This window comes from Clostridium tanneri, assembly GCF_033659955.1.
GTDB lineage: Bacteria > Bacillota > Clostridia > Clostridiales > Clostridiaceae > Clostridium_AM > Clostridium_AM tanneri.
This window is the reverse complement of the sequence record NZ_JARUJP010000007.1, coordinates 49,393-76,001: the sequence shown is the minus strand read 5'-3', so window position 1 is coordinate 76,001 and position 26,609 is coordinate 49,393. Positions and strand designations below refer to the sequence as shown.

General features: G+C 31.7%; 27 protein-coding genes. 24 read left to right on the top strand and 3 right to left on the bottom strand.

Going from position 1 to position 26,609, the window contains the following annotated elements:
* The first annotated feature begins 28 nt into the window (after positions 1-28).
* From plsX to rnhB, 17 genes are all read left to right on the top strand, one after another.
* Entirely contained in the window at positions 29-1,030 is a 1,002-nt protein-coding gene (gene plsX / locus P8V03_RS07805; protein ID WP_318797762.1) for a phosphate acyltransferase PlsX, read from the top strand.
* Between the two features lie 115 nt (positions 1,031-1,145).
* The gene (acpP, locus tag P8V03_RS07800; protein WP_315903166.1) at positions 1,146-1,379 is read left to right on the top strand and encodes an acyl carrier protein; all 234 of its coding nucleotides are present in this window, start codon (positions 1,146-1,148) and stop codon (positions 1,377-1,379) included.
* 172 nt (positions 1,380-1,551) lie between these two features.
* On the top strand, positions 1,552-2,253 hold the full coding sequence (rnc, locus tag P8V03_RS07795; RefSeq protein WP_318797760.1) for a ribonuclease III: 702 nt from the start codon (positions 1,552-1,554) through the stop codon (positions 2,251-2,253).
* Complete coding sequence (locus tag P8V03_RS07790) at positions 2,246-3,334, top strand: elongator complex protein 3 (protein WP_318797758.1); 1,089 nt, start codon at positions 2,246-2,248, stop codon at positions 3,332-3,334. Before rnc ends, P8V03_RS07790 begins: the two co-directional genes overlap by 8 nt.
* Positions 3,335-3,381: 47 nt before the next feature.
* Positions 3,382-3,642 carry a stage V sporulation protein S gene (locus P8V03_RS07785; RefSeq protein WP_261671561.1) on the top strand — a complete coding sequence of 87 codons (261 nt, stop codon included), beginning with the start codon at positions 3,382-3,384 and terminating at the stop codon, positions 3,640-3,642.
* 244 nt (positions 3,643-3,886) lie between these two features.
* The gene (gene smc / locus P8V03_RS07780) at positions 3,887-7,453 is read left to right on the top strand and encodes a chromosome segregation protein SMC (RefSeq protein ID WP_318797756.1); all 3,567 of its coding nucleotides are present in this window, start codon (positions 3,887-3,889) and stop codon (positions 7,451-7,453) included.
* Between the two features lie 164 nt (positions 7,454-7,617).
* Complete coding sequence (ftsY, locus tag P8V03_RS07775) at positions 7,618-8,529, top strand: signal recognition particle-docking protein FtsY (protein ID WP_318797754.1); 912 nt, start codon at positions 7,618-7,620, stop codon at positions 8,527-8,529.
* Positions 8,530-8,769: 240 nt separating this feature from the next.
* Positions 8,770-9,111, top strand: coding sequence for a putative DNA-binding protein (locus tag P8V03_RS07770; protein ID WP_318797752.1), 342 nt, complete (start codon positions 8,770-8,772; stop codon positions 9,109-9,111).
* A gap of 10 nt (positions 9,112-9,121) precedes the next feature.
* On the top strand, positions 9,122-10,474 hold the full coding sequence (gene ffh, locus P8V03_RS07765; RefSeq protein ID WP_261671557.1) for a signal recognition particle protein: 1,353 nt from the start codon (positions 9,122-9,124) through the stop codon (positions 10,472-10,474).
* A gap of 74 nt (positions 10,475-10,548) precedes the next feature.
* The gene (gene rpsP / locus P8V03_RS07760) at positions 10,549-10,791 is read left to right on the top strand and encodes a 30S ribosomal protein S16 (protein WP_261671556.1); all 243 of its coding nucleotides are present in this window, start codon (positions 10,549-10,551) and stop codon (positions 10,789-10,791) included.
* An 18-nt stretch (positions 10,792-10,809) separates the two neighbouring features.
* Entirely contained in the window at positions 10,810-11,037 is a 228-nt protein-coding gene (locus P8V03_RS07755) for a KH domain-containing protein (protein ID WP_261671555.1), read from the top strand.
* Between the two features lie 145 nt (positions 11,038-11,182).
* Positions 11,183-11,674, top strand: coding sequence for a ribosome maturation factor RimM (rimM, locus tag P8V03_RS07750; RefSeq protein WP_318797749.1), 492 nt, complete (start codon positions 11,183-11,185; stop codon positions 11,672-11,674).
* Complete coding sequence (gene trmD / locus P8V03_RS07745; RefSeq protein ID WP_261671695.1) at positions 11,671-12,402, top strand: tRNA (guanosine(37)-N1)-methyltransferase TrmD; 732 nt, start codon at positions 11,671-11,673, stop codon at positions 12,400-12,402. The genes rimM and trmD overlap by 4 nt, the downstream gene beginning before the upstream one ends.
* Positions 12,403-12,543: 141 nt before the next feature.
* The gene (rplS, locus tag P8V03_RS07740; protein WP_261671553.1) at positions 12,544-12,888 is read left to right on the top strand and encodes a 50S ribosomal protein L19; all 345 of its coding nucleotides are present in this window, start codon (positions 12,544-12,546) and stop codon (positions 12,886-12,888) included.
* A 57-nt stretch (positions 12,889-12,945) separates the two neighbouring features.
* Positions 12,946-13,503: a signal peptidase I gene (gene lepB / locus P8V03_RS07735; RefSeq protein ID WP_261671552.1), complete on the top strand. Its 558-nt coding sequence runs from the start codon at positions 12,946-12,948 to the stop codon at positions 13,501-13,503.
* A gap of 19 nt (positions 13,504-13,522) precedes the next feature.
* Positions 13,523-14,368, top strand: coding sequence for a ribosome biogenesis GTPase YlqF (ylqF, locus tag P8V03_RS07730; RefSeq protein ID WP_261671550.1), 846 nt, complete (start codon positions 13,523-13,525; stop codon positions 14,366-14,368).
* An 18-nt stretch (positions 14,369-14,386) separates the two neighbouring features.
* A complete protein-coding gene (rnhB, locus tag P8V03_RS07725) occupies positions 14,387-15,250 on the top strand; it encodes a ribonuclease HII (RefSeq protein WP_318797746.1) in 864 nt (287 codons plus the stop codon).
* An 80-nt stretch (positions 15,251-15,330) separates the two neighbouring features.
* Here the strand turns inward: rnhB and P8V03_RS07720 are convergent, their stop codons facing one another.
* Complete coding sequence (locus tag P8V03_RS07720; protein ID WP_261671548.1) at positions 15,331-15,699, bottom strand: YraN family protein; 369 nt, start codon at positions 15,697-15,699, stop codon at positions 15,331-15,333.
* A 270-nt stretch (positions 15,700-15,969) separates the two neighbouring features.
* Between P8V03_RS07720 and P8V03_RS07715 the strand changes: the two genes are divergently transcribed.
* Positions 15,970-17,487, top strand: coding sequence for a YifB family Mg chelatase-like AAA ATPase (locus P8V03_RS07715; protein ID WP_318797743.1), 1,518 nt, complete (start codon positions 15,970-15,972; stop codon positions 17,485-17,487).
* A gap of 67 nt (positions 17,488-17,554) precedes the next feature.
* Here P8V03_RS07715 and P8V03_RS07710 read toward each other — a convergent pair whose 3' ends face one another.
* A complete protein-coding gene (locus tag P8V03_RS07710) occupies positions 17,555-18,373 on the bottom strand; it encodes a TIM barrel protein (RefSeq protein ID WP_318797741.1) in 819 nt (272 codons plus the stop codon).
* 46 nt (positions 18,374-18,419) lie between these two features.
* Positions 18,420-19,223: an MBL fold metallo-hydrolase gene (locus P8V03_RS07705; RefSeq protein WP_318797739.1), complete on the bottom strand. Its 804-nt coding sequence runs from the start codon at positions 19,221-19,223 to the stop codon at positions 18,420-18,422.
* 159 nt (positions 19,224-19,382) lie between these two features.
* On the opposite strand from P8V03_RS07705, the gene dprA reads away from it, so the two are divergent.
* From dprA to pyrH, 6 genes are all read left to right on the top strand, one after another.
* A complete protein-coding gene (dprA, locus tag P8V03_RS07700; RefSeq protein ID WP_318797737.1) occupies positions 19,383-20,471 on the top strand; it encodes a DNA-processing protein DprA in 1,089 nt (362 codons plus the stop codon).
* 147 nt (positions 20,472-20,618) lie between these two features.
* A complete protein-coding gene (gene topA, locus P8V03_RS07695) occupies positions 20,619-22,775 on the top strand; it encodes a type I DNA topoisomerase (protein WP_318797735.1) in 2,157 nt (718 codons plus the stop codon).
* A 263-nt stretch (positions 22,776-23,038) separates the two neighbouring features.
* On the top strand, positions 23,039-23,740 hold the full coding sequence (gene codY / locus P8V03_RS07690) for a GTP-sensing pleiotropic transcriptional regulator CodY (protein ID WP_318797733.1): 702 nt from the start codon (positions 23,039-23,041) through the stop codon (positions 23,738-23,740).
* Between the two features lie 361 nt (positions 23,741-24,101).
* A complete protein-coding gene (gene rpsB / locus P8V03_RS07685) occupies positions 24,102-24,803 on the top strand; it encodes a 30S ribosomal protein S2 (protein ID WP_261671541.1) in 702 nt (233 codons plus the stop codon).
* A gap of 74 nt (positions 24,804-24,877) precedes the next feature.
* On the top strand, positions 24,878-25,798 hold the full coding sequence (tsf, locus tag P8V03_RS07680; protein ID WP_261671539.1) for a translation elongation factor Ts: 921 nt from the start codon (positions 24,878-24,880) through the stop codon (positions 25,796-25,798).
* 89 nt (positions 25,799-25,887) lie between these two features.
* The gene (gene pyrH / locus P8V03_RS07675; RefSeq protein WP_261671537.1) at positions 25,888-26,601 is read left to right on the top strand and encodes a UMP kinase; all 714 of its coding nucleotides are present in this window, start codon (positions 25,888-25,890) and stop codon (positions 26,599-26,601) included.
* Positions 26,602-26,609 lie beyond the last annotated feature (8 nt).

The following is a 26,609-nucleotide window of genomic DNA, read 5'->3' as shown; positions in this document are numbered from 1 at the left end:
TTTTTGTAATTAAAAAGGATGTGAAAAGATGATAGTTGCAGTAGATGGTATGGGGGGAGATTTTGCGCCAGTTGCTGTAGTGGATGGTTGTGTTCAAGCGGTAAAAGAAAGTGACATTCATATCATTATTACAGGGGCAGAAGAACTGATTAAAAAAGAGTTAAGCAAGTATGAATATCCAAAGGACAGGATAAGCATAATACATGCAGAGGAAGTAATAAGCACAAATGAGCCACCAGTTATGGCAGTAAGACGTAAGAAAGACTCTAGCTTAGTTAAAGCACTTCAACTTGTGAAGGAAGGAAAAGCAGATGCAGTGATTTCTGCAGGAAGTACTGGAGCATTGATGACTGGAGCTACACTTATAATTGGAAGAATAAAAGGGATAGATAGGGTAGCATTGGCGCCTATAATGCCAGGAAAGAATGGGGCATTTATGGTTATAGATGCTGGAGCGAATGTAGACTGTAAACCTCAATACTTAATACAATTTGCCTTAATGGGAAAAATATATTTTGAGAATGTTTTAGGTGTAAAAAACCCAACAGTAGGTTTAGTGAACATTGGTGCGGAGGAAGAAAAGGGAAATGAGCTTACAAAGAACGCCTATAAGCTCTTGACAGAAACAAATTGCAATTTTGTAGGCAATGTAGAGCCTAGGGAAGTGTCTAATGGTGATGTAAAGGTATTAGTTTGTGACGGCTTTGTTGGTAATACCATATTAAAAATGTACGAAGGGGTAGCCTTAAATGTATTTAATATGTTAAAAGAAGAAATAATGAAATCATTTACCTCTAAAATAGGAGCTATTTTATTGAAACCAGTTTTTAAAAGCCTAAAGAAAAAATTTGATTACTCCGAGTATGGTGGTTCAGCATTTTTAGGTGCAAAGGGAATTTGTATTAAAGCTCATGGTAGTTCCGACAGTAAGGCTATTAAAAATGCTATAAAGCAAGCTGAAAATTGTTATGATAATAAAATAATAGATAAAATTAAAAAAGAACTAGAGGATATGGAAGAAGAACCATAAAAAGTAAATGTATTAATATAAAATAATTAAGTATAATAAATTTAGCAGTATTTGTATTGACGGTATAAAAGTTATGTAATATTATTTATGTAGAAAGCTTTTAGGAGGTGAGACTATTATGTTTGAAAAAGTTCAAAGTATAGTATCTGAGCAACTTGGTATTGGCGTAGAAGAAATAACTATGGAAGCATCCTTTATAGATGATTTAGGTGCTGATTCACTTGATATAGTTGAATTAATCATGGCTCTAGAAACAGAGTTTGATTTTGAAATACCAGATGAAGATGCTGAGAAGATAACTACTGTTGCAGACGTAGTTGAGTACATAAAGACTCATGTAGAAGAATAATTAGTTAAAGTCCCGTATATACGGGACTTTATAAATTTATTAAAGAATTTTAAAATAAACAAATAAATAGAAGATAAGTATTTAATACTATTAAAGTGTAGTCTATCCTTGAGTTTGTTTAAAAACTAAAAGCAAGCTGAAGAATAAACTTCAAAAGGAGTAAGGTTTATCTATGACAGAAGAAATTGTATTTATGGAATTACAAGATAGATTGAAAATATGTTTTAAGAATAAGGAATTATTCATGGTGGCTTTAACCCATAGTTCTTATGCAAATGGAAGAAAAAATATAAAGTTTAATGAAAGATTAGAGTTTCTTGGAGATTCAGTCCTGCAACTTACTATCTCTGAATATCTATTTTCGAATTATGGAAATAAATCAGAGGGAGAACTAACAAAGAGAAGGGCATTAATCGTTTGTGAAAATTCTCTTCATGAAATAGCAAAACGATGGGGAATAGGAAAGTATATAAAGATGAGCAAAGGCGAAGAGTTAACTGGTGGAAGAGAAAGGGTCTCTATACTTGCTGACTGTGTTGAGGCTATAATAGCAGCCATTTATATAGATAGTGGATTTGAAAACGCCAAAAAGTTCATTATAGAAAATTTTAAAGATACTATAGAAAAAGCTATAAAAAATAAAATAGTACTTGATTATAAAACTAAACTTCAGGAAATAATGCAGCAAAATGGAGAAATAAATATTAATTATTCTCTAATTAAATTCGAAGGACCACCGCATAGAAGAAAGTTTTACACACAGGTTTCAGTAGATGATAAAATTTTAGGAAATGGTATGGGATACAGTAAAAAGGAATCGGAGCAAAATGCAGCTCAAGAAGCACTGAAAGGTTTGGAGGAAAAGGATGAGTAAAAATCACTACATAATACCTATATTTGTATCACATGAAGGTTGTCCTCATAATTGTGTGTTTTGTAATCAGAACACTATAACAGGCAGTGAGGATAAAGTAAACTCAGAATTTACTAGAAAAACCATAGAGGAGTATTTAGAGACAATAAATAATGATAAGGCTGCAGTAGAAGTGTCTTTTTTTGGTGGAACCTTTACTGCTATAAATATTGAAAGGCAGAAAGAACTGTTAGCTGTAGCTAAGGAGTTTAAAGATAAGGGAGAGATAGATTTAATTCACTTATCTACAAGGCCGGATTATATAGATGATAAAATATTAGCTAACTTAAAGAATTATTCTGTAGATGTCATTGAACTAGGAGTTCAATCTTTAGATGAAGAGGTTTTAAGAAAGTCTGGAAGAGGACATTCGGAAGAGGATGTAATAAAGGCTTCTTCGCTTATCAAACAATATGGATTTACATTAGGTCACCAAATCATGCTTGGACTTCCCGGTGATACCCTTGAAAAAGATATCGAAACAACGAAGAAATCCATAGAAATGAAACCAGATATATACAGAATATATCCTGCCTTGGTTATTAAGGATACTCCTATGGAAATGATGTATAGAGCAGGGACATATAAACCTTATAATTTATATGAGGCTGTAGAAATTACAAAAATAGTGTACTCCATGCTTACTGCAAATAACATAAAAGTTATAAGAATAGGGCTTCAACCAACAGAAGAAATAAACAGTGGCAAAGAACTTATTGCTGGGCCATTCCATCCAGCTTTCAGAGAATTAGTGGAGGGAAGCTTATATAGCGAGCTTATATTACAATATGTCCCAGAAAACTACAATGGAATTCTAAGGATAAAAATTAACGGTAGAGAGTTATCAAAGCTATATGCAGATAAAAAGAAATTTTTTAATGACATGAAAAAACAATTAAAGACAGTAAGTATTCATGTTGTTCAAGATAATTCTGTAGATAGGGGAGAGATATCCTTGGTTCTTGAGGAAAAAGAGAAAAAAATGTCACTTACTAAATATATGATAACAAGGTATAAAGAAGGAAATCTTAGTGTTTTATAGAATTATATCCCTGTAAATATAACAACATTTGTAGGGAGGAATTATACATGGAAGTATTAAAGGTATCAGCTCAATCTCAACCAAAATCGGTAGCAGGAGCTTTGGCTGCAGTACTAAGAGATAATGATTCAGCAGAGGTTCAAGCAGTGGGAGCAGGTGCGGTTAACCAAGCTGTAAAGGCTATTGCTATTACCAGAGGATTTGTAGCACCGAATGGCATTGATTTAGTTGTTGTGCCAGCCTTTTCAGAAATAACCATTGAAGGCGAAGAGAGAACAGCTATAAAATTTATTGTTGAACCGAGATAACTTAAATTTGATAGAAAAACCCTGTGGCTAGCAGGGTTTTTTATTTTACAATTGATATTTTAATAATTATAATATAAACTATATAGTGCTGTATTAATAATAGGTAAATTAATTTTAAAGGGGTGTTTTTTATGAAAAAGAAGACTAGGGAAAAGATGAAAAAATTATTGGTTTTCTTTGTTGCATTCATATTCATTTTCAGCTTGCTTCCAATGTTATTTGGAAGATAAGGAGTGTACTTTTTATGTTTCTAAAATTTATTGAAATAAGAGGATTTAAATCTTTTGCAGATAAAACAGAACTAGTATTTAAAAATGGGGTTACTTCAATAGTAGGGCCTAATGGAAGTGGGAAAAGTAATATTTCTGATGCAGTTAGATGGGTTCTTGGTGAGCAAAGTGTAAAGAGTTTAAGGGGAGGCAAGATGGAAGATGTAATCTTTGCAGGTACTCAGTTTAGAAAACCTGTAGGACTCTGCCAAGTATCTCTTACGCTAGATAACGAAGATAAAAAGCTGCCTTTAGATTATACGGATATTACTATTTCTAGAAGACTATATCGCTCTGGAGAAAGTGAATACTATATAAACAATACTCAGTGTAGATTAAAAGATATTCACGAGCTTTTCATGGACACAGGTATAGGAAAAGAAGGGTATTCTATTATAGGTCAAGGAAAGATTGAGGCAGTTCTTAGTGGAAGACCAGAGGAAAGAAGAAGTCTTTTAGAGGAAGCTGCTGGTATAGTAAAGTTTAAATGGAGAAAAGAAGAGGCGGAGAAAAGGTTACAGAATACGGAGGCAAATTTAGTCAGAATAGATGACATACTAAGTACATATCAAGAAAGAATTGAGCCTTTACGTATTGAGAATGAAAAAGCTAAGCGTTTTATAAAAATGTCAGAGGAACTCAAGAATAAAGAAGTAAATATAATTATTCATTCTATCGAAAAACTCCAGAAAAAAATAGAAGAAATTGAAGTATCAATCAGAGGAATGAATTTAAATGCCGATGAATTAAATAGCAGTCTTTTAAAACTCAAAGATGATATTCGAAACTGGAGTGAGGAAATAGAAGATCTGAATGCTAAGAACACTAATAATAGGAAAGAATATTATGATAGCAAATCTAGAAAGCAAGCCATAGAGTCTGAAACTAAGCTTTTAAATGAAAGATTAGCAAACCTTAATAATATAATAGAAAAGAATTTAATAGAGTTAAAAGAAGTTGAGAGTAAAACAGATATCTTTTTATCTGATGAGGCTTTACAGGTTGAAGAAATCTCAAGCTTAAAAGCTAAGCAAACTGAAGTTGATAAACAAATAAATGAATTGGTAACTAAAATAGAATCAATGGAAGCTTCCATTTTAGATAAAAGTAACTTGATAAAGAAACTAAAGGATGATCAAATAGAATATTTAAGTATTGCGTCAAATCTAAAAAATAATATTGCTATTTTAAATAATGATATAGAAACAATTAAAGATAAAATAAGTAGTATAAGAAATTCCTGTGAAAGCTATTTGCATTCAATAAAAATTAATTCTAGTACTAAAGAAATACTTACAAAGCAGATAGAGGAAATATCAGGAAAGATTACTGAATTTGAAAGTAGAATCAAAAGCAATAAACAGCAAATTAATAGATTAAATGTTGCTCTATCTGAGAGAGAAAAAGAGATTAAGGCTTTAAATAATCTTCACAGCAAATTAGAGGCAAACCATAATATGCTAGTTAACCTTGATAAACAATATGAAGGCTATAATAGAGCGGTAAAAGTCCTAATGGGAGATGTAATTAAGGGGAAGGCTTCTGTGGACAAAAACAGTTGTTTTGTTTTAGGTGAAATAATTAAGGTGGAAAAGAAATTTGAAACTGCAATTGAAATAGCATTGGGAGGGGCTATATCTGATGTCATAACTAAGGATGAGGATGTAGCTAAAGTACTTATTAAATATTTAAAAAGTAATAATATTGGTAGAGCTACTTTTTTACCTCTTACAATAGTTAAAGGAAAAAAAGTTTCAGGAGAAATGGAACTGAAAAAAATAGAAGGATACATAGGTGTTGCTAGCACATTAATAGGATACGAAGAGAGGTTTACTAATGCTGTTGAATACATATTAGGTAGAACTATTATTTGTAATGATATGGATAGTGCTCTTAAAATAGCAAAAAAAAGCAATTATAGCTTTAAGATTGTTACTTTATCTGGTGAGGTAGTAAATCCTGGTGGTTCACTTACAGGAGGGAGTCTTCAACATAGAAGTACCAATATTATTGGAAGAAAGAGAGAAATAGAGGATATAAAATTAAAATTAAAAGAAACGGAAGAAAGTTTAATTAGAGTGACATCCAGTGGACAAAAGCTTGCAAAGGATATCAAATTGTTAGATGAAGAAAATTTAAATTTAAAAGATGAAGTTTATTTTCAAAACATAGAAACAACTAAGGTAAAAGGAAAAATAAACGCCATTGATACAGAAAGTGGAAAACTAAAGGAGAGTTTGCTGGTTTCAAATAAGGAAATAGAGCTGTTAAGTGATAAACTAAAAGAAAGCGTAAAAGAGTTATCTATAAAAGAAAAAGAATTAGAGGAGATTAAGAAAAATCAGAGTGGTAATGATGAATTAATTATTAACCTAGAGCAAGAATTAAAAGAAAAAAGTGATACAATTATTGATGGAAAAGAGACACTTACTCATTATAAGATTAAGAAGGCTCAAATAGATGAAAACGTAATAAACAAAACTTCTGTATTGGAGAAAATTAAAGGCGACATTAATGACTTAAAGCTAAAGCAAAGGAAAATAGCAGATGAGAATAAGAAGTCAGATAGAAGTATAGAGGAATATAGTAAACAAATTATTATAAATAATGGGGAAGTAGAGAATATAGAAACCTATATTCTGAAGTTAGAAGAAATAATTAAGAATCAGGATATAGAGATAATAAAGATAAAAGAAAAGGTTAGTATACATAGTAAAAGGGTAGAAGACTTACAATTATTAATTAATAAAAAAGAAGAGGAATTACATAAAACTCAACTTGCTTTAGCAAAACATACTTCTGAAAAAGAGTCTTTATATTCAAAGTTAAACGATGAGTTAGAAATCACCTATGCTGAAGCTTTAGAGCATAAAAGAGAGATAGAAAATATCGATACTTATAAAAAAGATATTTTAAGTTTGAAAAATAGCATATCTGCTTTAGGTGTAGTAAATCTAGGAGCTATTGAGGAATTTAAAGAACTTATAGAAAAGGTAGGTTTTATGACCACTCAAAGAGAAGACTTAATAAATGCTAAGGAAGAGCTTTTAAGCTTAATAAATGAAATGACAGATAAAATGAAAATAGTATTTAATGAAAACTTTAACAAGTTAAGAAAAAACTTTGATGAAACCTTTAAAGAATTATTTAAAGGAGGAAGTGCAGACTTGATTTTATCTGAAGGAGACGAACTTACAGGAAACATAGATATAACAGTGCAACCTCCAGGAAAGAAACTTCAAAACATTAACTTGATGTCCGGTGGAGAAAAAGGACTTTCTGCCATTGCATTGCTTTTTGCAATTCTAAAGATGAAGCCTACGCCTTTCTGCATACTAGATGAGATAGAAGCCGCTCTAGATGATGCAAATGTAGTTAAATATGCAGAGTTTTTAAAGAAATTTTCAGAGAATATACAATTTATCGTGATAACTCATAGAAAAGGAACTATGGAAGCCAGTGATATATTATATGGGGTTACCATGGAGGAAAAGGGTATATCTAAGATAGTTTCTGTGGATTTAAGCAGAGAAGCTTCTTAGAGATATAAACCTATAATAACTGAAAGTCTAATAATTGACAGTATTAACTATATAATATATATGGACTAGAGAAAAACAGAGAATTAGTAATTGGAGATTAAAAAGAAAACTTTTATTTTTAATTCTTAGTTATCTAATTGCAGTTAAATATTGGAGGTATACATATGTTTGGTGGATTTTTTAATAAACTAAAAGAAGGATTAACTAAAACTAAGAATAATCTAACAGAAAAAATAGCAGATGTATTAAGTGGAGCTATAACAATAGATGATGACTTATACGAAGAGCTAGAAGAGATATTAATTACTGCTGATATAGGTGTTGAAACTACACTGGAAATTATAGATAAACTTAAAGTAAAGATAAGAGAAAATAAAGTAAAGGATCCAGCTTTGGTTAGAGATTACCTTAAAGAAGTTATTATAGAAATATTAGGAGAAGAGCAAGGTACTATAAAGCCCAAAACTACTCCAGAAGTGGTATTGGTCATAGGTGTAAATGGAGTGGGTAAAACTACATCCATAGGAAAAATATCATCAAAGCTAAAAGATGAAGGCTATAAGGTTCTAATGGCAGCAGCAGACACTTTTAGAGCAGCGGCAATTGACCAGCTTGAGGTGTGGAGCAATAGAGCTGGAGTAGATATTATAAGAAATCAGGAAGGTTCTGACCCAGCGGCAGTTGTTTTTGATGCTGTTCAAGCTGCAAAAGCTAGAAAAACAGATATACTTATATGTGACACTGCAGGAAGACTTCACAACAAGAAAAATTTGATGGATGAGCTAGGGAAAATAAATAGAGTCATTGATAGAGAGTTTAGTGAGGCTCATAGGGAAACTTTGCTAGTATTAGATGCCACTACAGGTCAAAATGCAGTTCAACAGGCTAAGCAGTTTATGGAAGTGTGCCCTATTGATGGAATAATTCTTACAAAATTAGATGGAACAGCAAAGGGTGGAATAGTAATTTCTATAAAGCATAGTCTCAATATACCTGTTAAGTTGATAGGCGTAGGGGAAGGAATTGAGGATCTACAAGAATTTAACCCTAGAGAATTTGCAGAAGCGTTATTTTAGGAAATCAGTTGGATTTTTAAGGGGCTTAGGTTATCTTAATCTAAGCCTGCTAAACTGCATAGTTGTTAGTGGATATCAGTAGTAAAAAAATAATTTTATGTGTTAAGTAAAAATACTTGACAGCCCTTTTAATCTTTGATATTATATATTTCGTTGAGTAAATTATGTGTCCTTTGATGCATAGTTGATTTAAAAAAGTTAAGGGAGTGGAAATGTAACTTTAAGGTTACAGAGTATCTCATGGAAGAAAGAATTAAGCTTTCAGTACTTTTAGATCTTTATGGTGAGTTGTTAACAGAAAAACAAAGAGATATTATGAATCTCTATTATAATGACGACTTATCGCTATCGGAAATATCAGAGATTACAAGTACCAGTAGACAGGCGGTACACGATATTATAAAAAGATGTAATAAGCTCATGATACAGTACGAAGAAAAGCTTCATCTAATGGAAGCTAAGATAAGAATAGAGGAAATAAAAAAAGATATTTTAAAGAAGATAGATTTGTTAAGTATTCAAGATGATGATAATATAAAAATATTGAGTGAACTAAAAAAATACATAAGTGATAGTATTTAGGAGGAATAACATGGCTTTTGAAGGATTAGCTTCTAAGCTTCAAGAAACCTTAAAAAAGCTCAGAGGTAAGGGTAAACTTTCTGAGAAAGATATTAAAGATGCTATGAGAGAAGTAAAACTTGCGCTTTTAGAAGCAGATGTTAACTATAAGGTAGTAAAAGACTTCATTAAGACTGTCAGCGAAAAATGTCTTGGAGAAGAAGTTCTTCAAAGTTTAACTCCAGGACAGCATGTTATAAAGATAGTAAATGAAGAACTTACTAGCCTAATGGGAAGTAACGAAAGCACTATTCAGTACTCTTCTAGCGGAATAACTATTATAATGTTAGTAGGGTTGCAGGGTGCAGGAAAAACAACTATGGCAGGAAAGCTTGCTCTTCAACTTAGAAAGAAGAACAAGAAACCTTTACTTGCAGCCTGTGATATATATAGACCAGCCGCTATAAAACAGCTTCAAGTAGTTGGGAAACAAATAGATGTACCGGTATTTACCATGGGAGATAAAGTATCTCCAGTAGATATATCTAAGGGTGCAGTAGAATATGCTAAAAACAATGGTTTAAATGTAGTAATAGTTGATACTGCTGGTAGACTTCATATAGATGAAGAATTAATGAATGAACTAAAGGATGTTAAAGACAGTGTTAAGCCAGACGAAATATTACTGGTAGTAGATTCAATGACTGGTCAGGATGCAGTTAATGTTGCAAATAGCTTTAATGATCAACTTGATATAAGCGGTGTAATACTTACAAAGCTTGATGGTGACACAAGGGGCGGAGCAGCACTTTCTATAAGAGCAATGACTGGTAAGCCTATAAAGTTTATAGGTATAGGCGAAAAAATGAGTGACTTTGAAGTGTTTCACCCAGATAGAATGTCCTCAAGGATATTAGGTATGGGGGATGTGCTTTCACTAATAGAAAAGGCTCAGCAAAGTATAGATGAAGACGAAGCTAAAAAAATCGGAAGTAGAATGCTCAGTCAAGAATTTAATCTTGAGGATTTTTTAGCATCAATGCAGCAAATGAAGAAATTAGGACCTCTTAATAAGCTAATAGAGATGATGCCTGGGGCTAATATGAAGGAACTCCAAGGAGTAGACTTAAGTTCTAGTGAGAAAGAGTTAGCTAAAATTGAGGCAATAATTAATTCTATGACTATAAAAGAAAGAAGGAATCCCTCTCTTATAAGTAGTTCACCTTCAAGAAAGAAAAGAATTGCCCAAGGTTCAGGAACTACAGTTCAACAGGTTAATAAGCTTCTGAAGGACTTTGAGAATATGAAAAAGATGATGAAGCAGATGAAGGGAATGCAGAAGGGATTTAATAAAAAAGGACTCTTTGGTAAATTACCTTTTTAAAGGTTTAATATAAAGCTAAATAAGTAATTAACATAAGATAAAAAGTGTTTTACTATTAAAAGGAGGTGAAACAGATGGCAGTAAAAATGAGATTAAGAAGAATGGGTGCTAAGAAAGCTCCTTTCTACAGAATAGTTGTAGCAGATTCAAGATCACCAAGAGATGGTAGATTTGTAGAAGAAATAGGTTACTATAACCCATTAACTGAACCAGCTACTATTAAGTTTGATGAAGAAAAAGTTAATACATGGTTACAAAATGGTGCTCAACCAACAGACATCGTTAAGAAGCTTTTATCAAGAGCTGGATTAAAGTAGTCACTGGGGGTATAATAAATGAAAGAATTAGTTGAAATTATAGCTAAGTCACTAGTTGATAACCCAGACATGGTTCAAGTTAATGAAATTGCTGGAGAGCAATCTATAATTCTTGAACTAAAAGTTGCACCAGAAGATATGGGAAAAGTAATAGGAAAACAGGGAAGAATAGCTAAAGCTATAAGAACTGTTGTAAAGGCAGCAGCTATAAAAGAAAATAAGAGAGTTGTTGTTGAAATAATATAAGAGTTAGGTGCACCTAACTCTTTTATTTTACAAAAAAATAATCGATAGTAAGTTTGTTGAAAATAAATTTTAGTTTAAAGAATTAATAATATAATAAGGGTAAATATAGATAAAGAGAAAATATGTAATCAGGAGGAAATATCCTATGAAGCAGTTTTTGGCTGTTGGTCAGATAATAAACACTCATGGAATTAAAGGGGAGCTTAAAGTATATCCTTTGACAGATGACATAAAAAGATTTAGAAAGCTTAAGAAGGTTTACATAGATGGAGTAGAAAAGGATGTAGTATGGTGTAAACTACAAGCAGATAAAGTTATACTAAAAATAGAGGGAATAGACTCTATGGATGATGCAGTTAAATATAAACAAAAGTATCTGGAGGTTTCTAGAGAAGATGCGGTTAAACTTCCAGAAGGGAGCTATTTTGTTGCAGATATAATAGGTTGTGAAGTAGTAGATGAAAATGATACAGTTCTTGGAAAGGTTTATGACGTGATCAAGACTCATAGTAATGATGTGTACTGGATTAAAGAACCAAAGGAACTTTTGATTCCAGCCTTAAAAGACATTATAATTAGCATGGATATTGAAGATAGAAGAATAGTTATAAAGCCGGTGGAAGTATGGCAGGCATAGGGATGAAAATTGATATACTAACACTCTTTCCAGATATGTTTAAGATATTTGACCAAAGCATAATAGGGAAAGCTCAAGAAAAATCTATTATAGAGGTAAATACCTTTAATATTCGTGACTATACATTAAATAAACATAAAAAGGTTGATGATTATCCTTACGGTGGAGGTGCAGGAATGGTAATGGCACCTCAGCCTATAGTAGACTGTATAAGAACTGTTAAAAAAAACAATAAGGGTAAGGTGATTTTTTTAGGGCCTAGAGGAAAGACTTTTAATCAAAATATGGCAAGAGAACTTTCAGAGGAATCAGAATTAATTTTCCTATGTGGTCATTATGAAGGGATAGATGAAAGAGTATATTCCTACATTGACATGGAGATATCACTAGGAGACTTTGTTCTTACAGGAGGAGAAATGGCTTGCATACCTATAGTAGATAGTATATGCAGGATGGTGCCAGGAGTCCTCTCAAGCAGTGAAAGCTATACAGAAGAATCTTTTTATAATGGAGTCCTGGAATATCCTCAATATACTAGGCCTGAGGATTTCGAGGGAAAGAGAGTTCCGGAGATTTTAACCTCCGGCCATCATGAAAATATAAGAAAATGGAGAAGACTTCAATCCTTAAAATTAACCAAAGATAGAAGACCAGATTTATTTGCTAAACTAGAATTTTCTAAAGAAGATAGAAAATTGTTGAATAGTGATAAATTTAAGGATTATTAAAGGATTTACAGGAAAAAATTAAATTTAATATTGAAATATATATGTATGTATGATAGAATATTCTTCGTGCTACACAGGCGTTCCGCTGTCTGCAATTATGCTGGGCATGAGCGTCGAATAATTTTTAGGAGGTAATGCACAATGTTAGAAATAATAAGACAAATAGAAGCAGAACAAATCAGAAATGACTTACCAGTATTTAATGTAGGAGATACTGTAAAAGTTCACGTAAGAATTAAAGAAGGTAACAGAGAAAGAGTACAGGTTTTTGAAGGAATAGTTTTAAAAAGACAAAACGGTGGTTTAAGAGAAACTTTCACTGTAAGAAGAGTTGCTTACAACGTTGGAGTTGAAAGAACATTCCCTGTTAACTCTCCTAGCATTGAAAAGATAGAAGTAGTTAGAAGAGGTAAGGTAAGAAGAGCTAAGCTATTCTACTTAAGAGATAGAGTTGGTAAAGCTGCAAAAGTAAAAGAATTAATATAATACAAAAGATGGGGCTTTATAAAGTCCCTTTTTTGTATATTAAGGTGGTGGAGGATTTTGCTTAAAGAGTTAATTGAGTTAGGGAAATCGATGATTATAGCTATTATTGCGGCATTTTTAATTATAACCTTTGTCTTTGAAACTGTAAGTGTGGATGGACACTCTATGGATCCTACTTTAAGTCATAAAGATAGGTTGATTGTAGAGAAGGTTAGTTATTATTTTAGGGCTCCTAAGGCTGGAGATATAGTAGTAATTAAATACCCTGCAAATCCAAAAGAAAAGTTCATTAAAAGAGTTGTTGCAGTAGGGGGAGACAAAGTTAGAATCGAAGGAGACAAATTATATATAAACAACGTACCAAAAGATGAGCCTTATATACTTGAAGCTAATATGAGAGATTTTAATGAGGTAACTGTGCCTGAAAATACGGTTTTTGTTTTAGGCGATAATAGAAATAATAGTAGAGATAGTAGATTTTCCGATGTTGGATTTGTAAGTTACAAAATGGTAGTTGGCAGAGCTGCTCTTAGGATATATCCGTTCAGCAGATTTGGAAAGTTAACTTCTTTTAACGATATAAATGACCTTAGTGTCTTCGCAAATAATAGCTAATTAGAAAGGATATGATAATATGGCTATAAATTGGTTTCCAGGACATATGGCAAAAACTAGGAGAGAAATAAAAGAAAATTTAAAACTTGTAGATGCTATAATAGAAATAAGAGATGCAAGAATTGTAAGATCTAGTAAAAATCCAGATGTAGATGATATATGTGGGAACAAGCCAAGAATAATACTGCTGAACAAAAGTGACTTAAGTGAAGAGAAGGTTACTAGAGAGTGGATTAAAAATTTATCTAAAGATAACATTAGATTAATAGGCGTGAATTGTTTAACTGGAGAAGGATTAAAAGGTATAAGACCTTTAATGAACGATCTTTTAAAAGAAAAACATGGAAGAATGAAAGAGAAGGGTATTGTAAATATAACAGATAGAGTTATGGTTATAGGTATACCCAATGTAGGAAAATCTACATTTATAAATAAAATGGCTAAAAATAACATAGCTAAAACTGGAGATAGACCAGGAGTTACTAAAAGCAAACAGTGGATAAAGACCAAAATTGGTATGGAACTAATGGATACACCAGGAATTTTATGGCCAAAACTAGAAAGTGAGGAAACTCAACTGAACCTAGCTTTCACTGGAGCAATAAAAGATGAAATTATGGATATTGAGGAACTTGCTTTAAAGCTTATAGAAAGACTTCAAAATGAATACCCTGATAGATTAATGGGAAGATATAAGCTTACGGAGTTAAGTGAAGATCCACTAGAAAATATGAATAATATAGGTAGGAAAAGAGGGGCTGTTATATCTGGAGGTCAAATTGACTACAATAGAGTGGCTGTACTACTTTTAGATGAATTTAGAGGTGGAAAGTTAGGTAATATATCATTAGAGAGACCAGAGTAGATCAAGTGGAGAAGCAAGATGGATATAGATATTGTAAAAAAAGATACTAACTTTAGTGAAATAGAAGATAATTTATTTAAGGGGACTGCTAAATTAAATTTTAGCAGCCTTAAAACTTATGTAGCGTATTTGCAACAAAACTACTTTATTACTGATAAAGAAAAATATCAGCAAGTTATGAACTGTTTAAGTATGGATAGTAGAAAAAATGTCCAGAGCTTAGCCTTAAGTCTTGAAAAATTCATATTTAAGAAAGAAAGTGAGATTGATAGGGTTAAGGAGATGTACAGCTTTGATAAGAGCTTTGGCAACTATATATATGTAGCAGGTGTTGATGAGGTTGGAAGAGGTCCTTTAGCTGGACCTATAGCTGCCGGAGCTGTAGTACTAAACTTAAGGCAAAAAGAGGATAGAGAATTAATTCTAGGCATAAAAGATTCTAAAAAACTTTCCGAAAAGAAAAGAGAAGAGTTGTCAAAAATCATAAAGGAAAAGGCAGTAAGTTATAGCATTGCACTTATAAATAATAATGAAATAGATGAAAGAGGAATAGCTTGGTGCAATAATGAAGTCTTAAGACGAGCTGTTAAAGGTTTGAAAGTTGCGCCAGATATTGTTTTATCAGATGGATATGCAGTTAAAAACCTAGATATTTATAATGAATTTATCATAAAAGGTGATATGAAAAGTGCTAGTATAGCATGTGCTTCTATAATTGCTAAGGTATATAGGGATAACCTAATGAAGGAATATAGCAAAGAATTTCCTTACTATGGTTTTGACGGTAACTCTGGATATGGAACTACTGAACATGTGCAGGCTATAAAAAAATATGGTATTTGTAAGATACATAGAAAAAGTTTTTTGAAAAATATAATATAAAATTTAAAATGCAGCAAAAGTCGCAACGGAAGAATGACACTTTCTATTTTTAAGTGTCATTCTTTTTGTTTAAATAAAAGTTATACTTGAAAAGCATCTTTAATAAGACGTATAGACGGATTAGCATTACACTTATTAAGGATGATTTCAATAACATCAAACCTAAAATTAAATTTAAATAGTTTTTTTCGGAGTATATAAGTTTCTGCAGTTTTATAAATTTTTAGCCGCTTTGAATAAGTTACAGCTTCACAGGGACTACCATAGATTGAACCATATCTTGTTTTCACCTCTATAAAACAAATATAATCTCCATCCTTGCCTACTATATCAATCTCACCTAGTTTGCATCTAAAGTTTTTATCTAGTACTGTATAGCCTATCTGCCTCAAATAAGTCTCAGCAATATCTTCGCCCAGGGAACCAATATCCTTGTTAAAAGAATGCATAAATTCGCTCCTTTCATAGATTTTCAATTGTTATATAATTATTCTGATAAATAATAACCACTTCTACTGTATAAAATTTAGATACATTGGCATGTTTTAATTTTAGCAATATTACCTCCATTTGTAAATATAATAGATGGATTTCATACAATTTTTTCCATAGGGGTAATTAAGGGATATTTTATAAGGGATATAGACTATTTAGTATAAAGTTTTAAGAAATAGTATATAAAAGCATATATCTGTCAAGAATCTAGTGGAGGTGATATTATGGCTGTTACAATTAATACTGCTGCATTTTCAGGTATTGAAGGAGTTTTAGTTTCCGTAGAGGTAGATCTTGAGAGAGGGCTGCCTTGTTTTAGTATAGTAGGCCTTCCAGATACTTCTGTGAAAGAGTCTAAGGAAAGAGTCAGAGCTGCAATAGTAAACTCTGGTTTTGAGTTTCCTATCAAAAGAATAGTTATAAACTTAGCTCCCGCAGACATAAAGAAGGTAGGAGCTTTATTTGATTTACCTATAGCATTAGGAATTTTAATGGCCACGGAACAGATAACTTTTGAAGATGCTAAAAATTTTTTGATAATGGGAGAATTATCTCTATCGGGAAAGCTAAAAAGAGTTAGGGGAGTATTACCGATTACTATTGAAAGTATAAATGAAGGAATAAATAATTTCATTTTACCTATGGAAAATGCAGAAGAATGTTCCGTAGTTAAAAATACTAGGGTTTATGCCTTTGAAAGTTTAAAGCAAGTAATAGAATATATTAAATATAGAGATTTGATGCCATATGAGTACATCAATAATGCTGAATCAAGTAGGAGTAGTTTAGATTTTGAAGATATATTAGGACAGGAGAGCTGTAAAAGGGCTATAGAAGTAGCTGCTGCTGGAAACCATAATGTAGCTATGTTTGGACCTCCGGGATCTGGAAAAACCATGATAGCTCAAAGAGTGCCAACTATATTACCAACCTTAAGTTATGAGGAAGGATTAGAAGTTACTAAAATTTATAGCGTATCAGGAAATTTAGAAAAGTCTAAGGGATTTATAAATCAGCGGCCCTTTAGAAGTCCACACCATACCATTAGCAACATAGGACTAGTAGGTGGAGGCAATAATTTAATGCCAGGAGAAGTTTCTCTTGCTCACAATGGTGTTTTATTTCTAGATGAAATACTAGAGTTCAAAAGGAATGCATTAGAAGTTTTAAGACAGCCCCTTGAAGATAGAAAGGTGACTATTTGCAGAGGAAGTGGAAAGGTAACTTACCCTTGCAATATTATGGCTGTAATTTCTACAAATCCTTGTCCTTGTGGGTATTATGGATCAGCAAAGCAGTGCTCTTGCGGAGAATTTGAAAGAAGGAGATATATGAAAAAGTTATCTGGACCTCTTCTTGACAGAATTGATTTATTCTGCTTTGTTAATCCTTTGTCTTATGATGAGATTAAAGCTAAAGCAAAGGGGGAATCATCTAAAGAAATTAGGGTTAGAGTTGAGAAAGCTAGAGAACTTCAAAAAAATAGATTTAAAGAGGAAAACATATATTGCAACGCACAAATGGATGGAAAACTCATAAGAAAATACTGTAAGTTAAATAGCAAAAGTAATAATATCTTAGAAAAAATCTATAATAGATATACCTTAAGTACTAGAGCCTACAGCAGAATATTAAAAGTAGCTCGTACTATAGCAGATTTATATGAAAGAGAAGCTATAGTAGAAAGTGATATTATTGAAGCACTTCAGTATAGAAGGTTTTTAAATCAGGAGATAATTTAGTGTTATAAAATAAATCCGGCGGTAGTTAGATAAATGCCGTCAGATTTATTTTATTTAATCACATATATTATAGCTTGTGGTAAGTTTCTTTTAAAAGAAGAGCATCTTTTTCAAGTAAAGGACTTTCGCAGATTATGCAGCCTCTTACATTAAAGTTTTTTAAAGCTCTTAGGCATTCTACATAATTAAAATCACTTTCCAAGAAGGGAAGATGATTTCTCTCGCCCTTTTCACTGTAGTTAATGCCAGATATATGCATGTGTAAATCCTCCAAGGCTTCTTTGCCTAATTCCCCTTTTATATACTGAAGGATTTCAGAAAAATCATTGTATGTTTTAAGTTTACCATTATATCTAGCATGAATATGAGAAAAGTCAATACACAACTTGCAAGTACTAATTTCTTTACATAAGGAAGTTAACTCTTTTAAATCTCCAAATTGACTTCCCTTACCTGTAGTTTCTAATCTATAATCTACTCCGATTTTAGGAAGTCTGAGAAGATTTTCTTTTATTGTATCATAAGTCTCTGACGGAGAATCCTTCAAATAAAATCCTGGATGGAAAATTAGACTCCTTCCCTGTACTTTAAGTAAGCCTTCAGCACCCTTTATTATTCGTTCTATAGACTGAAGCTGTTTTTCAATATCGTCTGCGTTTAGGTTTATGTAATAAGATCCATGAGCAGATAAGTAGAAGTTATTCTCTATTTTAGCTTTTAGTATAGTATCTTTATTTTTATCTGTAACATTTACAGAGCGAACAAAAGGAAGTTCCATAGCATGAAGATCTAAGGTTTTTAGATACTTAATAGCAGAAGAATAGTTGAATTTTTGGGCGGCTTCTCCAATTGGAAGACCGGAAATTCCAAATAGCAAATTATCCATAAAAGCACCTCTCTATAAATTTGTTTAAATAAATAACTTAAGCACTTTAAAGCTCCATCACTTCTAAATCATTAGGTACTAATATGTTTCCCTTAAAATGTTGGCTTCCTTCCTCAGTGTAGAGTCTTTTTTTATTTTCAAGGTTTTTGTCTTCAGAATGAATTAAAATTATATTTTTAACATAAAGTTTTTCAGCATTTTCACAGGCATCTTTTACAGTAGAGTGAAACTTTTCGTAAGGATGAAAGATATCTCTCTGTGAATATAAACAGAAGGCTTCATGTATAAGATAATCTACATTATTTGAGTATTTAGATAAGTTGCCATTATAAGGCTCGTCACCTAGGAATGTTAGAACCTTACTGTTATTAAGTTCAGTAGTAAATCCGTACTGAAGGTGTTTATTACTTTTTATATCAAAGAAAGTAAAATTCCAATGAAGTATATTAAAACAGCTTTCATCTTCTATGGAAATAAATAATATTCTATCGTCTATAAAATTTGTAAATTTCTTTTGTAAAAGTAAATTACAAATATTTCTAATTATGTTCTCCACATCTTTATGACAGTATATATATAAATTTTCTTCATAATTTTCATTTAATATTTGCTGAGCAACAGCTCGTATAATCCAAACTATACCAGTAATATGGTCATTGTGACTGTGAGATATAAAAACATTATGAATTTTATTGATTGAAATACCTGCTTTTTCTAAATTGGTAAGAATAGTGTTTCCGCCACCAGTGTCTACAAGAAAATGCTCTTCACCCTTTGAGAGTGTAAAACAGCTATTATAGCATTTTGTAACCATTGCGGACCCTGTGCCTAGTATAGTTAGTTTTTCCAAGTTCAAAAACTCCTTCCGTAATTTTATTTTTTGAACAAGTATTAATATAACATATAACTTACTAAATAAGAAAGAGTTTTAGGTAAAAAAAGATAAAATTGAATAAAAAGAATCAGTTATGACAAGAATTCTTACATAAAATTAAATAAGGAGAAAAATATGAATATATACGATTTATGGTTTAGTTCAGTAAGTTTATCCAGTAAAATTAAGCTGGATTTAATAAAAAAATTCATCAACACAGAAGAACTGTGGAATGATACCTTCTATAACGCAAATAAAACATTGTTAAATGATAGAGATAAAAAGATTAAATACAATTTAAAAAAGGCTTGGGACAAAGAATTGTTAGAAAGCTTGATAGTGAAGATTAAAAGTAAAAACATAGAAGCTACAACATTTAATGAGGATATATATCCTAAAGCATTAAAAAACTATGATGATTCCCCTAGTATATTATTTTACAAAGGTGATATAAATAAGCTTAATATGGGGATTAATGCTGCCATCATTGGTTCTAGGAACTTTACAAGCTATGGAAAAGATGCTGCAAGGTTAATAAGTAAAGAAATTTCTATAAATAACATAAATGTTATAAGCGGAATGGCTAGAGGCATTGACACATTTGCACACGAAAGTTCCATAGAAAATGGAGGCTTTACCTGTGCAGTATTAGGTTCAGGTATTGATGTAGTGTACCCTAGGGAAAATAAAAAATTATACGATATTATATCAGAAAAGGGATGTATTGTTTCAGAGTTTTTACCAGGCACAAGACCTTTCTCTTATAATTTTCCAATAAGAAATAGAATTATAAGTGGTTTAAGTGATATTGTAATTGTTGTTGAAGCTAGTGAAAAGAGTGGTTCTCTTGTAACAGCAGGGATAGCCTTAGAACAGGGCAAGGAAATTGTAGCAGTACCTGGGTCCATATTTTCTGAACAAAGTAAAGGTACTAATAAGTTAATCAGAGATGGTGCATATCCTTTTACAGGTTTTGAAGATTTATTTAGAATTTTAAATGTAGACTATATGATAAAGAATAATATTAAAGTTAACAAAATAGAAGGCGTAAAAAAGAAAATATGTGATATTTTAGGCGATAGGCCTACACATATAGACGATATATTTGGAAGAACCAATATTGACATAAAACAATTATATGAGTTATTATTTGAATTGCAGCTTGAAAATGTAGTAATATGTCTTTCAGGTAACTATTATGTAAAAGTGGAAAGTACAGTATAAGTATGCTATTCTGATAAAATAAGGTATATTTATTTGAATAGAGAATAGTATTTAGTAAATATAAAGAAAATAATTATATAATTAGATATATTTCTAAATAAGGGGGTGTAAACACTTTGGTGAGACTTGTGCTTACCAGAGTACGAGATGGGACAAAAATTGGTTATAGTTGAATCACCGGCAAAGGCAAAAACCATAGGAAAATATTTAGGAAAAAATTATGTAGTAGAAGCGTCCATGGGTCATGTTAGGGATCTTCCCAAAAGTCAATTGGGAGTTGATATAGATAATGAGTACAATCCTAAATATATAACAATAAGAGGAAAGGGAGAACTGCTTGATAAACTAAGAAAAGAAGCTAAAAAGAGTGAAAAAATATATTTAGCAACAGACCCTGATAGGGAAGGAGAGGCAATTTCTTGGCATTTAGCTCACATATTAAAGTTAGATGAAAAGGAAAAGTGTAGAATAGAGTTTAATGAAATTACTAAAAATGCTATTAAAAATGCAATAAAAACTCCTAGACAGATAAATTTAAATGTAGTAAATGCTCAACAAACTAGGAGGGTTTTAGACAGATTAGTTGGTTATAAAATAAGTCCAATATTATGGCGTAAGGTAAAGTGGGGTTTAAGTGCAGGAAGAGTTCAATCTGTAGCACTAAGAATGATATGTGATAGAGAAAAAGAGGTAACTAACTTTAAACCAAAGGAATACTGGACTATAGAGTGCTCAGTACATAAGGAAAAGGAAAAAAAGTCCTTTACAATAAGGCTTACTACTCTAGATAAAAAGAAACTAGATATAAATAATAAAGAAGAAGTAGATAAGATAATAAAAGATTTGGAAAATGGAGAATTTCTCGTTAAAACTGTTAAAAAAACTGCTAAAAGTAAAAATCCATTGCCACCTTTTACAACAAGTACTCTGCAACAGGATGCTTATAAAAAATTGAATTTTGCAACTAAGAGAACCATGTCTATAGCTCAGCAATTGTATGAAGGAGTAGATATCAAGGGATATGGTGCAGTAGGTCTCATAACTTATATGAGAACAGACTCAGTGAGAATATCTAATGAGGCACAAGCTGCTAGCAGAAGCTTCATTTCAAGTAACTTTGGAGAAGAGTATATACCAAAGGAACCTAGAAAATTTAAAGGCAAGAAGAATGCACAGGATGCTCACGAAGCTATAAGACCTACAAATGTTGAAATAACTCCTGAAATTGCTAAGGCAAGCTTAAAGGATGATCAGTATAAATTATACTCACTTATATGGAAGAGATTTGTAGCTAGTCAAATGGCTACTTGTATAATGGATGTAACTTCTGTTAACATAGTAAACGGGCAATATGGATTAAAGGCAAGTGGGTCTATAGTAAAATTTGATGGATTCATGAAGGTGTATGAATATGCAACAGAAGAAGAAAAAGAGGATATTAATCTGCCAAAGCTAGAAGAAGGAGATATATTAATAAAGAAATCTGTTGATGGAAAACAGCATTTTACACAGCCACCATCTAGATTTTCGGAAGCTACCCTTGTAAAGACTCTTGAGGAAAACGGAATTGGAAGACCCAGTACCTATTCACCTATTATATCTACATTGCTTGAAAGAAAATATGTAGAAAGAGAAAAGAAAACACTAAAGCCAACTGAGTTAGGAGATATAGTTAATAATATACTTAGTGAATTCTTTAAACAAATTGTTGACTTAGAATTTACAGCTGAAATGGAACAAAAGTTGGATGATGTAGAAGAAGGAAAAGAGAATTGGAATAGGGTAGTAGATGAGTTTTTTACACCTTTAAAAGAAGCCATAGACATAGCAGAAAAAGAAGTAGCAAAGATAACTATTGAAGATAAGGTTACAGATATATTGTGTGATAAATGTGGAAAGAACATGGTTATAAAGCAGGGACGATTTGGAGATTTTCTTGCATGCCCAGGATATCCAGACTGTAAGAATACAAAGCCTATTGTAGAAGAACTAGATGTGAAATGTCCAAAATGCGGAGGAAAGGTTCTAGTTAAAAAAAGCAAAAAGGGCAGGAAGTTTTTTGGATGTAGTAATTATCCAGATTGTGATTTTGTAAGTTGGTTTGAGCCTGTGGAAGAAAAATGCACTGTTTGTGGCAGTTTTATGGTTAAGAAATATAGTAAATCAAAAGGGGATTATATACAGTGTGCAAATAATGAATGTAAGCATGTAGAAGAGAAGGTTTCAAAGGTTAACACTGATCAAGGTAACGAAAATACTATAGACACTAAAAATAAAGCTAAAAGTGATGAAGAAAAGGAATAAAAGAAGCTTAACTAATAAGAAAAAAAAATTAAAATGTCGAATTTTACAAAAAGGATGTTGAAATATAATAATTAGTATGTTATTATAATTAAAGAATAAGAAATAATTCTAAATATTTTAAAAAGTCAAAATAATCAATTCGATAACTATATTCAGCTTAAACTGATAGAGATATGCAAGATAACTTTTATAATTTTGTTAAAACAAAATTATTAGTCAAGCAAGGTTATTGGAATAGATGGAAATAAGAAGGAGGAATACAAATGACATCATTGTTAACTAAAACAAGAATGTTAAACAAAATACTGCAAAAGTCTGGTACTGAGCCAGTAGTTTTTGATGATATATGTAATTTATTAAGTGAAGTATTATCATGCAATGTTTATATTATAAGCGAAATGAGATTTCCAGAGTCCTATAATAACAAACTATTAAATATCCATGAAACTCTTTCAAATCTAACTAATCATGGTGAGTGTGTTTTTGATGAAGAGAAAGCATGCGGTATAGAAAACAAATTAACTACAATAGTGCCTATAAACGGAAATAGAGAAAGACTTGGTACTTTACTAGTTGCTAGATTTGATGAAGAGTTCGGAGAAGATGACTTAGTTTTAGCAGAATATAGTGCTACTATTATAGGAATTGAAATATTAAGAGCTAAACATGATGAAATAGAAGAAGAGGCTAGAAAGAAAGCCGTTGTACAGCTTGCTATAGGTACTTTATCCTATTCAGAATTAGAAGCAGTAGAACATATTTTTAATGAACTAGATGGAAGTGAAGGGTTACTAGTAGCATCTAAAATAGCTGACAAAGTTGGAATAACAAGATCAGTAATAGTAAACGCTTTAAGAAAATTTGAAAGTGCAGGAGTTATTGAATCAAGATCCTTGGGTATGAAGGGAACTCATATAAGAATATTAAATGAAAAATTAATAGATGAGCTTAAGAAGATAAGATAAAAGACTAATTAAGTTATTTGTTAGATTTTTAATGCAAATTGAAGTAAAAGCAAATCTTCAAATAAGAGTTTAGATTAAAATAATCTAAACTCTTATTTTTTCTAGCATCTAGTATAAAGAGTATAAAACTGTTAATAATAAAATAGTAATCATAGCATACTATTAAAAACTAAATGCTATAGTATAAATAATTGTAAATATAGCCATATAAATTTAAAAATTTTGTTGAATACCTTAATACCTTGTGATATACTACATAAGGTAAGAAAATACACACATTACCCAATTCGGAAAAGGGTGCTCGAAAGGGTATTTTACGAATATGACGGTAGTGGAGGGAAAACCTAGGAGGGAAAATATTATGTCAGTTATTTCAATGAAACAATTACTAGAAGCAGGTGTTCATTTTGGACATCAAACAAGAAGATGGAACCCTAAGATGGCTCCATACATATTCACAGAAAGAAACGGAATCTACATAATTGATTTACAAAAAACAGTTAAAAAAGTTGAAGAAGCTTATGATTTCGTTAAGAGTGTTGCAACTGAAGGAAAAGATATCCTTTTTGTTGGAACTAAAAAGCAAGCTCAAGAAGCTATTCAAGAAGAATCAGTAAGATCAGGTATGCACTTCGTTAACAATAGATGGCTTGGTGGAATGATGACTAACTTTACAACAATTAAAACAAGAATAGGTAAGTTAGAAGAGTTAGATAGAATGGAAGAGGACGGAACTTTCGAAGTTCTTCCAAAGAAAGAAGTTATAAAGCTTAAGAATGAAAGAGAAAAGTTAGAAAAGAACTTAGGCGGAATTAGAAACATGGACGCTAGCAACATAGGAGCATTATTTGTTGTTGATCCAAGAAAAGAAAAAAATGCTATATCAGAAGCTAAAACACTTGGAATTCCAGTTGTAGCTATCGTAGATACTAACTGTGATCCAGATGAAGTTGATTACGTAATACCTGGAAATGATGATGCAATAAGAGCTGTAAAATTAATAACAGCTAAAATTGCAGATGCTATCATAGAGGGAAGACAAGGTGAACAATTAGCTGAATAATTTATTAGGGTAGATGAAGAATTGTAATTCTTCATTTACCTTTTAAATTAAGTTTAAAATAGGAGGAATTTACAATGATAACTGCACAGATGGTAAAAGAGTTAAGAGAAATGACTGGAGCAGGCATGATGGACTGCAAAAAAGCTTTAAGCGAATCTAACGGAGATATTGAAAAAGCTGTAGAGATATTAAGAGAAAAAGGATTAGCAGCTGCAGCTAAAAAAGCTGGAAGAATAGCAGCTGAAGGTATAGTTAAGACATATGTTTCAGAAGACGGAAAAGTTGCTTCAATAGTAGAAGTTAACTGTGAAACTGACTTCGTTGCAGTAAACGAAGATTTTGTTACATTTGCTGATAACGTTGCAAAACAAGCAGCTCAAACTAATGCTAATACTATAGAAGAGTTAGTTGCGGAAAAATACATAGCTGATGAAAGCAAGACAGTTACAGAAACAGTAACAGGATTAATTGCAAAAATCGGAGAAAATATGGCAGTTAGAAGATTCCAAAAGCTAACTGTTGAGCAAGGAGCTATATCAAGCTATATTCATGGTGGCGGAAGAATAGGTGTTCTTGTAAAGTTAGAGTGTGAAAAAGAAAGCGAACTTTTAAAAGAATTAGCTAAGGATGTAGCTATGCAAGTAGCAGCAACTAATCCTTTATTCTTAAATAGAGAAGCAGTAGATAACGAAGCATTAGAAAAAGAAAAAGAAATCTACAGAGTTCAGGCTTTAAATGAAGGAAAACCTGAGAAAATAGTAGAAAAAATGGTTGTAGGAAGAATTCAAAAATACTATAAAGAAAACTGTTTAGTTGAGCAGGTTTATGTAAAAGACCCTGATACAACTGTTGAAAAATACCTTCAAGCAAAATCAAAAGAAATTGGAGCTCCAATAAAGGTAGCTGCTTTTGTAAGATTTGAAAAAGGTGAAGGAATCGAGAAGAAGGAAGAGAACTTTGCTGAAGAAGTTGCAAAACAAATGCAGAGTAAATAGTAATTGAAAAGAGAACACTGCGTGTTCTCTTTTTTTAAAGTATAAACCTTAATACATATGTAATTTTTGACAATTTGGAGGTATAATATATGTATAATGCTAAATATAGGAGAGTAATGCTAAAACTTTCAGGAGAAGCTTTAGCAGGTAGTAAAGGATTTGGTATAGACTTTGATGTTACTACTCAAATAGCAAAAGAGATTAAAGCACTAGTAGATATGGGTGTAGAAGTAGGAGCGGTAGTAGGTGGAGGCAATATCTGGAGAGGAAGAAGCGGAGAAGGAATGGATAGAACTACTGCGGACTACATGGGTATGCTTGCAACATGTATAAACGCTTTGGCTCTTCAGGATTCCTTAGAAAACTTAGGGGTAAATACTAGAGTTCAAACTGCTATTGAGATGAGAGAGGTTGCAGAGCCTTTTATAAGAAGAAGAGCTATGAGACATTTGGAAAAAAACAGAGTAGTAATTTTTGCTGCAGGCACAGGAAATCCATATTTTTCAACAGATACTACTGCTGCATTAAGAGCTGCTGAAATAGAAGCGGATGTTATACTTCTTGCAAAAAAAGTTGACGGAGTATATGACAAAGATCCATACAAATACAGTGATGCCAAGAAATTTGATAAGTTAAACTATATCGAAGTACTTGAAAAGGGACTTCAAGTTATGGATTCTACAGCAACATCATTATGTATGGATAACAACATACCTATATTAGTATTTGGATTAGAACAACCAGAAAACATAAGAAAAGCAATACTAGGTGAAAAAATAGGAACCTTAGTGTCTAAAGAATAAAAATAAGG